This window comes from Roseomonas indoligenes (assembly GCF_017813365.1).
Lineage (GTDB): Bacteria > Pseudomonadota > Alphaproteobacteria > Acetobacterales > Acetobacteraceae > Roseomonas > Roseomonas indoligenes.
The window spans coordinates 1-7,722 of record NZ_JAGIZA010000046.1; the positions used below are offsets into that span (position 1 = coordinate 1).

At 65.4% G+C, this 7,722-nt stretch carries 11 protein-coding genes and 1 pseudogene; 4 read left to right on the plus strand and 8 right to left on the minus strand.

Annotated features, from left to right (window positions below):
- From J5Y10_RS27375 to J5Y10_RS27385, 3 genes and pseudogenes are all read left to right on the plus strand, one after another.
- Positions 1–104 (plus strand): annotated as a pseudogene (locus tag J5Y10_RS27375) (IS5-like element ISRso1 family transposase); the annotation flags it as partial.
- 27 nt (positions 105–131) lie between these two features.
- Complete coding sequence (locus tag J5Y10_RS27380) at positions 132–500, plus strand: hypothetical protein (RefSeq protein WP_209377316.1); 369 nt, start codon at positions 132–134, stop codon at positions 498–500.
- A gap of 279 nt (positions 501–779) precedes the next feature.
- The gene (locus J5Y10_RS27385) at positions 780–1,163 is read left to right on the plus strand and encodes a response regulator transcription factor (RefSeq protein WP_209377317.1); all 384 of its coding nucleotides are present in this window, start codon (positions 780–782) and stop codon (positions 1,161–1,163) included.
- A 776-nt stretch (positions 1,164–1,939) separates the two neighbouring features.
- On the opposite strand, the gene J5Y10_RS28660 is transcribed toward J5Y10_RS27385, so the two are convergent.
- The 8 genes from J5Y10_RS28660 to J5Y10_RS27425 form a co-directional block, all read right to left on the minus strand.
- On the minus strand, positions 1,940–2,578 hold the full coding sequence (locus J5Y10_RS28660; protein WP_280856243.1) for a calcium-binding protein: 639 nt from the start codon (positions 2,576–2,578) through the stop codon (positions 1,940–1,942).
- A gap of 289 nt (positions 2,579–2,867) precedes the next feature.
- A complete protein-coding gene (locus J5Y10_RS27395) occupies positions 2,868–3,092 on the minus strand; it encodes a hypothetical protein (RefSeq protein WP_209377320.1) in 225 nt (74 codons plus the stop codon).
- A 208-nt stretch (positions 3,093–3,300) separates the two neighbouring features.
- Entirely contained in the window at positions 3,301–3,726 is a 426-nt protein-coding gene (locus tag J5Y10_RS27400) for a helix-turn-helix domain-containing protein (protein ID WP_209377321.1), read from the minus strand.
- A gap of 521 nt (positions 3,727–4,247) precedes the next feature.
- Positions 4,248–4,964, minus strand: coding sequence for a Crp/Fnr family transcriptional regulator (locus tag J5Y10_RS27405; RefSeq protein WP_209377323.1), 717 nt, complete (start codon positions 4,962–4,964; stop codon positions 4,248–4,250).
- A 114-nt stretch (positions 4,965–5,078) separates the two neighbouring features.
- Complete coding sequence (locus J5Y10_RS27410; RefSeq protein ID WP_209377324.1) at positions 5,079–5,315, minus strand: DUF6894 family protein; 237 nt, start codon at positions 5,313–5,315, stop codon at positions 5,079–5,081.
- A gap of 110 nt (positions 5,316–5,425) precedes the next feature.
- On the minus strand, positions 5,426–5,713 hold the full coding sequence (locus J5Y10_RS27415) for a hypothetical protein (protein WP_209377326.1): 288 nt from the start codon (positions 5,711–5,713) through the stop codon (positions 5,426–5,428).
- A 141-nt stretch (positions 5,714–5,854) separates the two neighbouring features.
- The gene (locus tag J5Y10_RS27420) at positions 5,855–6,340 is read right to left on the minus strand and encodes a hypothetical protein (protein WP_209377327.1); all 486 of its coding nucleotides are present in this window, start codon (positions 6,338–6,340) and stop codon (positions 5,855–5,857) included.
- Between the two features lie 4 nt (positions 6,341–6,344).
- Positions 6,345–6,773 (minus strand): hypothetical protein, encoded by a 429-nt coding sequence (locus J5Y10_RS27425; protein ID WP_209377329.1) that lies wholly within the window; start codon positions 6,771–6,773, stop codon positions 6,345–6,347.
- 318 nt (positions 6,774–7,091) lie between these two features.
- Here J5Y10_RS27425 and J5Y10_RS27430 point away from each other — a divergent pair.
- Positions 7,092–7,722 (plus strand): SOS response-associated peptidase (locus tag J5Y10_RS27430; RefSeq protein ID WP_209377330.1); only part of this gene is annotated, 631 nt, incomplete at its 3' end.

Consider the following 7,722-nt stretch of genomic DNA (forward strand, 5'->3'; position numbering starts at 1 on the left):
GGCGCCGTTTGGTCCGCGACTACGAGCGCCGCCTCGACGTCTCCGAGGCCATGATCCACGTCGCCATGGGCGCCCTCCTCCTCCGCAGGATCACCCACCGCTGAGTTCTCAAACAGTCACTAACCGCTTTAATGGCGATGTTCAGCATCGGCGCTCAGGCTCAGGACGCCCAGAGAGAGGCGCCGGCCGTCACCGGCTTCTCCAACGTCGAGGCCTATGTTGGGTATATCAGGCTCGCCGCTCAGGCCCGGGTCTGCGGCTTCCGGACGGCCGAATGGGAGAAAACGCAGCAGGCCAAGGTGACTGCGCTTATCGTCCGAGCGGTCAGCCGCGCACCTGCAGGCGCAGTTCCGACCGATGGCAGGTCGCTGGCCGCGGGCGCTGTCATGGCTGCCGCCCAGGAAGCGAAGGATCTCCCTCCGACCAGATGCGAAAGCCTGAAACAGGCGGTCGATGAGTTCGATGCCGCCGTCCCCCAGGATCCTTCGACGCAGCACTGACAGGCCCAATTTATCTTCAGGGCGCCGGTAAAGCCATGACCTCCGCCCTTGCCGACCAGGACCGCGCTTCCGAGGGCGCCACCGGGAACGTCTAGTACCAGCCCGGTTGCGAGCCACGATTTATGGTGTGGTTTTGCGCTTCTGCAACCCCGAACAATTACAGCAGTTACAATACGACAGCTGCGGTGGGTACGGAGGCGTGCCCATTAAGCCTGTTCCCCATGGGGTCACTCCCCTGCACAAGCACGGCCGCATCCCTCACTGCGAAAAGGCTACCGCATGTGCGACGTTGTCGTCCTGGAAGACAACGATCTGCTGCGGGAGCTGCTGGTTGAGGTTCTAGAGACAGAGGGCTTCGAGGTAGCAGCCTTCGCAACCCCGCATGAGGCCCTTGGCCGGATGGAGGCTGTTCCGCCCTGCCGAATGCTGGCGACGGACCTTGATCTGGGCGTTCCAGGACTGGACGGGTTCAAGGTCGCGGAGCGGGTGCGAGCCGCCCACACGAACCTGCCAATCCTCTATGTGAGTGGCCGTCCAGCTCTCATGAATGGCCGTCGTCTCGGCGCCTTTGAGGACTTTATCGCCAAGCCATTCCAGGCGGAAGCTTTCCTGAAAAAGCTACACGCGCTTGGAATTGCTCCGAACAGGCGAGCCGGGACCTAAGTAAGGTCCGTGAAGAGCCGGTAAGCTCAGTGGTAGATGCGACCGGCTCTGACCGCTGCTCCAGGCCGACAGCCGCACCCCGCTCGCCGGCAGCGTTACCGTCAGCCTGGAGCAGTCCGGCGCTACGGGCAGTGGCGGCCAGCACTCGTAACTAGCCGCGTCAGCGACGGCCCAGGCGCTTGTCCTGGGGGCTGGGCCTAATCTGGCCCGAGAGGGGCCGACTTTTCCTCAGCGCGCCCAGTGACCCGGGATCCATTCCCCTGTTTCGGCGTGCCAGTGGCCGCGCACGAAATGCGGGCCGGCATAAATCGGCGCGTAAGGTGGCGGAGGTGCCCAGCGTGGTGCGGGGGCGGCGTAGTACCAGCGAACCGGCCGGGGAGGAGGCGGGGGCAGATACCCCGACGGCAGGATCTGCACCCGCGGGGGCGGAGGCGGCGCATAGGGGTAGAAGGGCTGCGCCTTCGCGCTGGCAGTGGCTCCGAGGCCCAGAGTTGCCACAAGGGCGAGAACGCGAGCAATGCGGACGGTGTTCATGGTGGTTGGTGTCCTTCCCGGACCATCACCCGGGCAGGGAGATCAAAGCACGACGCGGCTGACAAAATGCTGACGCCGCGATCAAGAAGAACGCGGGCTGCCGGGGGCGCCTGGCAAGCCTCCTCGTTGCCTGGTAGCCGCCCAGAGCGAGGCAGGTGGGTGGGCCGGCGCGCTTGGAAATCGGGGGCACGCCGGCCCTGTTCTACCGCGGCGAGGGGATCGCACGGCAGGAACGCCGTTCGTCAGACCAGCGCGATCTTCTCGACATCGGAGAAGCGCAGGCTTTCGCCGCCGATGTTGATCACGCCCTGGAAATTGGCGGGCTGGCCGCTGGCGTTGGTGAAGGTCACCTCCTGCTGCCCCTGGGCGTTGCTGCCCACGTGCATCTGAAGGTTGGTGTTGCCCTCCAGCGTCAGCGAGGACTGCAGCTGATGCAGGCTCACATTGTCCAGCTGCAGCGTGTCGTTGCCGGTGCCGCCCTGGAACTGGTCGTTGCCATCGCCCGGCGCCCAGATGAAGCTGTCGTTGCCAGCACCGCCGAAGGCCAGGTCCTGAGCGCCGTCGCCCACGCCGCCATCCAGGGCGTCATTGCCTTCCCCGCCCTGGAGCTGGTCCTGGCCCGCGCCGCCGTTCAGGGTATCCTGGCCGTCACCGCCGAAGAGCAGGTCGTTGCCGGCCCCACCGCTGATCGCGTCATTTCCGGCCTCGCCAAAGACTTGGTCGTTCCCAGCGCCGCCGTTGGCGGTGTCGTTGCCGGATCCGGTAAAGATGACGTCGGCAGCACCGGTGCCGAAGACGGCGTCGTTCCCCGCCCCGGTTTGCTGGAAGGCACCTCCCACAACCTTGTCGAGGGCATCCGGGGAGAGGGGCTTGGGAGGCATCTGGATAGTCCTGGTTGGGGTTGGTTCCGCAACCATACCGGCCTGTCAGGATTGTTGACGAGGTGAGCTGTGCCGATTTCTACCATCGGCGCTGCCTATGGCGAGTGCCTGAGGCCGCCGCACCATCCGTTGTCGTCAAGCCTTATCCACCACCACCTACACCGTAGGCGCCAACCGTGCCTCGCTGGCGCTATCCTGGCCCAGGTCCTGCCCCAGCACCTCTACCACCGCAAGGCCGTCCTCCTTAACGGCCACCAAGGCGACGTTGAGGGCCTGGACAGCAGCAGGGCTACTTTCCAGACGGATCTGGCCAGCCCCGGTTGATGAGGCCGGCCACCACCTTGGCCTTCATCTCAATCTCGAACTGCAGTTCCTGCCAGTAGGTTTGACGCCCTCCGTCATGATCCCCGGCGGCCATGCCGGCAAAATCCGCGCACAAGGCTGCCCGCTCATCCAGGACGCGCAGCGCCGTTGCCAGGGCCGCATCCACCATGTTCGTCGTCCGCACGTCCATGTCGGCCGCCGAGAACTCGTGCCCAACGGAGCACTGGAACCAAGACCCGTTCTCGCCCTCACCGTTCCGCATCGCCCCGCCGCAGATGGGGCAGGTGTAAGCGAAGGGGGGAGCTATCCGCACTCGGTCTGTCAGGAGATGTCCTCTATGAAGCTGGAAACTATAGCCGGTGGCTTACGGCGACCGTCAACCTGGCCGGCACGGCCGTCTAACCAGCCAACATCCTGGCTACCACGATCAGTGCATGACGGCACTTCGGATCGTTGATCGCGCAGAACAGGTGAAGCAACTCGGCGAACTCGTCGCCAGCGCTGGCCTTGGGCGTCAGTGCCAGCGGTGTCGGAGCGTTCTGGGTGGATCCGGCCGCGATCAGCACGTCCGGCCCGACGTCCAGTGCGTTCGCGATCGCTATCAGCCGGCTGGCCGCGATCCGGGTGGTTCCCGTCTCGTAGCGATGCATCTGCGCCCCGGTGACGCCCACCGCGCGCGCCAGTTCCTTCTGGCTTCGACCCTGCGTACGGCGAAGTTCCCGGACTTCCTGGCCGACATCGACGTCGGACGACGTGGGTGAGCGCTGGTTGCTTCCTGGCAGGGCTTGCTGCAGCACCTCTGGGGTCTGGGGCAGACTGGCCACGCGGTTGTCCTGCGCAGCAATCCGGGTCTGCAACACAGCCTCGGAAGGAGCCGCTAGGTCCACATCGCGCTCTGACGATGCTCCAGCAGAGGGACCGGAATTAGCAACCATCGATGTTTTCCCCGCCCAGCATCCTGGATGTTTTTCGGAGGCCAACTACGGAAATCCTGTTGTAGTTCAGCTGCTCTACAGAATTCCACCCACCTCAGATGCAAACTATGTTGGGATCGTTGGGAAACTTAAATAAGAATTATATCCTATTTCGGATAAGTACCGCCGTCCGGCGCAGTCTTGCAGCTCCGCATCTTCCGGATCGGAACAATTTACTCAGCAACTGGTAGCCTCGTGGTCACCACAGGGGCCGCAGGGACCAAGGCCGTATGAGGCTGGGAGACGTGCGTACGTACGAGCTTGGGTCGTCGCCATGGTCAACTTGCAGCCAGGTCCCTGCTTCGCGGCACTCACTTCGTATGGTGAGCGCGGCTTGCTTCACTGCACAGCAAACAGCTGGTGCGTGCGCCTCAACGCCGGCGGGTCAGGTGAAGGTAAGTCGGGTCGAACTCGGCCACCTCGTAGGCACGGGCGCGATCGGGGAAAGTGACGGATCCCTTCTCGAAGGTGACAAGGCCTGCCTCACGCAGGCTGTTGAGCGTGCGGTTCGCATGAACGACGGACACGCCCATAACGTCCGAGAGCTCCTCCTGGGTAAGGGGGAGCGGGAAGGTGTCGCCCTGAGCAAGGCCCGCCACCTCGTAGCGGCAGAGCAGCTCGCAAAACAGGTTCAGCAGTTGCAGATCGGCTTGGCGCCGACCCTTGTTCACGAGCCAGTTCCGCAGGATGGCCTCATCGACGAGCGTCGCCCACCACAGGGCGCGGGTGATGGAGGGGCTGGTCTCGATCAGGCTGAGAACGGCGGCACGGGGGATCTCCACAATGTCGCAGTTCGAGAGAGTGCCCAGGCTGTGGTCCATCCGGTCGAGGATCGCGACGTGGAGGTCGCAGAAGTCGCCGGGTATCAGCAGGGCCACGATCTGTCTGCTTCCGTCGGGCAGGCTTTGATAGCGGCAGGCGAGCCCCTTCATGATGAGCCGCACTGGCCCTGGTCGGTCGCCCTCGTGGATGAGAGCAGTTCGTGGACCGACGGTGCGCTGTCTGCTCGTCAGCCGTGTCAGAGTTGCCAAGTCATCATCGCTGAAATCAACGGCTTGGCTCAGTTTTCTGATCAGCGGAGTGATCATACTCCCGTCCTGTTCTCGTCCCTCAGGAAGGAAGCCTATCAAGCAGGTTTCATTTCCGAAACCTGCGCCCAAGAAGATGCCCACGGCAGGTCAGGCGGAAACCGCCGGTCCGGCCTAGGTGAGCCACCGCGCAATCAGGGACAGGGTCGCGGTGAAAATCGGTTTCCCCGCCTCATCCCGGACATTGCAGATGAAGTCGCGCCGGTCGCCGTCGGGCATTTTGTCGCGGGCCATGTCGGGCAGGGTATCGAGGGCTAACCGGCGGGCCTCGTCCCGGTCTGCAAAGTCATAACCGACGTGGTCCGTGATCTTGAAGTCGCCGTCGCTGGTATCGAGGTAGAAGCGGGGCACAACGGCCCTCCAGGAATTCGTGAAACCCATCGAGTGCCAGGAGGCCCCGAAAAGGGCAACCACATGGTTAGTATCGACTGAAGCCCAGTGTCGTTCGGGATCGTGGTTGATCAGCCGTCGGGCCTCATTGTCTCCTTCGATCCGGGCCTCGACGATAGCAGCGCTTCCATCGTGGAGAGGAATTCGAAGGCCAGCCGCATGTCCTCCTGCCCGGCATACTGCGCGAAGTCGGAGAGGGCGGCCCTCATCGGGTCAGGAGCGGGCATGTTGCCGTGCCGTACCGGCAGCCAGGGATAGACCGGGAGGGCCAGTAGCTCCCGCGAGCTTACCAGCAAGGCGCAGGAGGTCTGGAGAAGCTCCCGGTGCTCGCGACGATCCAGGCGGTGGAAGCTGGTCATGGAATGCAGCCTATCCATATCAGCGCCCCCGACGCTTCACCCATAGCACTTTGGGTCACCGCTGCGTGCTGTAAGGTAGAACGGACGATAGATCCTAGCGCCGCCCGCCATGTACCCCCTGCCGTGGCGGGCGGTTTGCGTTCAGGCGCGCGGTGAAGCCGCCGCCATCCTCGTGTTGAGGATCAGATCCAGGTAGTCGCTGTAGAGCGGCATCCCGGTCGCCAAGAACTCCGCGATGCGCTGGATGACGGACCAGTCCTGCTCCGCGATCTCAAGCGCCCGTGCCTTGGCATGGTTCTCCAGCCGCACCCCGAAGCGCCGCTCCAGCTCGTGGACCCAGTAGGCATCGCAGCCCTCGCCGTAGGGCTCGCAGTATCCAGCGTCCGGGTTGGTGCTGGCCGGGAGGAAGCCGCGTCCCTTGGCCTCCAGCACCGCAGCGCGTCCGCCTGCCGAGTAGATGGCGTGCTGCTGCGCCTCCCGGAGGCTGCGGGGAGGGTCGACGGCGAAGAGGCATTGCGCCTGAAGGGGCGGGCCCATGTGGACGCTAACCCAGCTGGGCGGCACCCCGAACAGCCGCCAGCCCACCACCGTATGCCCCGCCTCATGCACGCACACGTCCAGTCGCATCAGTTCACGCCACCCCGCGCCCGCGTACCGGCGCTGTGAGCCGCCACGCTACCCGCCGCTCGTCAGCCTGATCCGCAACGAGCCCCTGCGCCTCGCCCTGCTCGATGCGGCCCAACGCCAGGCCGAGCAGTCGGCAGGCCTCCGCGATGCGGCGCCCACCCTCGGCCGCCTCGCCCTCCAGCAGCACTTCCACCACCAGCTTCGCGCGCCGGCCCTCGACCGGCAGCGCCGTGCTCGCCGTGACGTAGTGGTCGGAGAGCATCCGCAGCAGCTTCACTACCTCCGGGTCCGGCAGCTCCACCTGGTAGACGCCGCCGCTCCACTTCAGCACACGTCCCGGGTGGTACCGGCCCTGGTCGAGGATCGAGACTTCCACCTTCCGGTCCGTCGTGGTCGGCAGGGCGAGAAAGGACAGGCGCAGTTCAGGAGGCATGCGGCTCCGGCACCACCCGCGGCATCCGACCCGTCACCTCCGCCACCGCGCGGGCGTTCGACAGCACCAGGCGCTGGCCTTCACGGTCGAGCCCCTCCCAGAGCCGCACCAACTCGTCCCGCGCAGCGTCAGCCCGCAAAGGCGACGGTGGCGAGGGCCGAAGTTGGAGACGGATGCGCGGGGGCGAATCGGACATGGCCGGAGGAGGGTAGGTCAAACGTGAACAGGAAGGGAACACGGGTGGGAGAGCGTCGCCTGGGTCAGTGCGGCTATGGCGGCTCTGGCTCTCTCCGCGCTCCGGCCGTTAGCCTCCCGCGCATGTGCAATCTCTACACCGCCAGGACCAATCAGCGCGCCATCCAGGACGCGACCCGCTACACGAGGGATCTGGCCGGCAACCTGGAGCCGCTGCCGGGCATCTACCCCGACTACGCGGCGCCGATCGTCCGCACGGCCGCGGACGGCGTGCGCGAGCTGGCGATGGCGCGATGGGGCATGCCGAGCCCAGCTTTCGCCCTCCAGGAGAAGAAGAGCGACCCCGGCGTGACCAACGTCCGGAACACCGCCTCCCCGCACTGGCGCCGCTGGCTCTCGCCCGAGCATCGCTGCCTCGTGCCGCTCACCGCCTTCAGCGAGCCGGACAAGGTGAAGGGGAAGTCGGTCCCGGCCTGGTTCGCCCTGGGCGAGGGTGACGACCGGCCGCTCGCCTTCTTCGCCGGGATCTGGGTGCCGGAGTGGAAATCCGTGCGGAAGGTGAAGGAGGGTGAGGTGACGGCCGACCTCTACGCCTTCCTCACCACCGAGCCGAACGCCGAGGTGGCGCCGATCCACCCCAAGGCCATGCCGGTGATCCTGACGGAGCCGGAGGAGCTGGAGGCCTGGATGACGGCACCCTGGAGCGTGGCGAAGGAGCTACAGCGGCCGCTGCCGGACGGAATGCTACGCGTGG

What these genes read in the sequence shown, in the direction of transcription:
- J5Y10_RS27395 (WP_209377320.1), bottom strand. Translation starts at nt 3,092, where the DNA reads ATGGACGTGCGGACGACGAACATGGTGGATGCGGCCCTGGCAACGGCG.
- J5Y10_RS27380 (WP_209377316.1), top strand. Translation starts at nt 132, where the DNA reads ATGGCGATGTTCAGCATCGGCGCTCAGGCTCAGGACGCCCAGAGAGAG.
- J5Y10_RS28660 (WP_280856243.1), bottom strand. Translation starts at nt 2,578, where the DNA reads ATGCCTCCCAAGCCCCTCTCCCCGGATGCCCTCGACAAGGTTGTGGGA.
- J5Y10_RS27425 (WP_209377329.1), bottom strand. Translation starts at nt 6,773, where the DNA reads ATGCCTCCTGAACTGCGCCTGTCCTTTCTCGCCCTGCCGACCACGACG.
- J5Y10_RS27385 (WP_209377317.1), top strand. Translation starts at nt 780, where the DNA reads ATGTGCGACGTTGTCGTCCTGGAAGACAACGATCTGCTGCGGGAGCTG.
- J5Y10_RS27415 (WP_209377326.1), bottom strand. Translation starts at nt 5,713, where the DNA reads ATGACCAGCTTCCACCGCCTGGATCGTCGCGAGCACCGGGAGCTTCTC.
- J5Y10_RS27420 (WP_209377327.1), bottom strand. Translation starts at nt 6,340, where the DNA reads ATGCGACTGGACGTGTGCGTGCATGAGGCGGGGCATACGGTGGTGGGC.
- J5Y10_RS27405 (WP_209377323.1), bottom strand. Translation starts at nt 4,964, where the DNA reads ATGATCACTCCGCTGATCAGAAAACTGAGCCAAGCCGTTGATTTCAGC.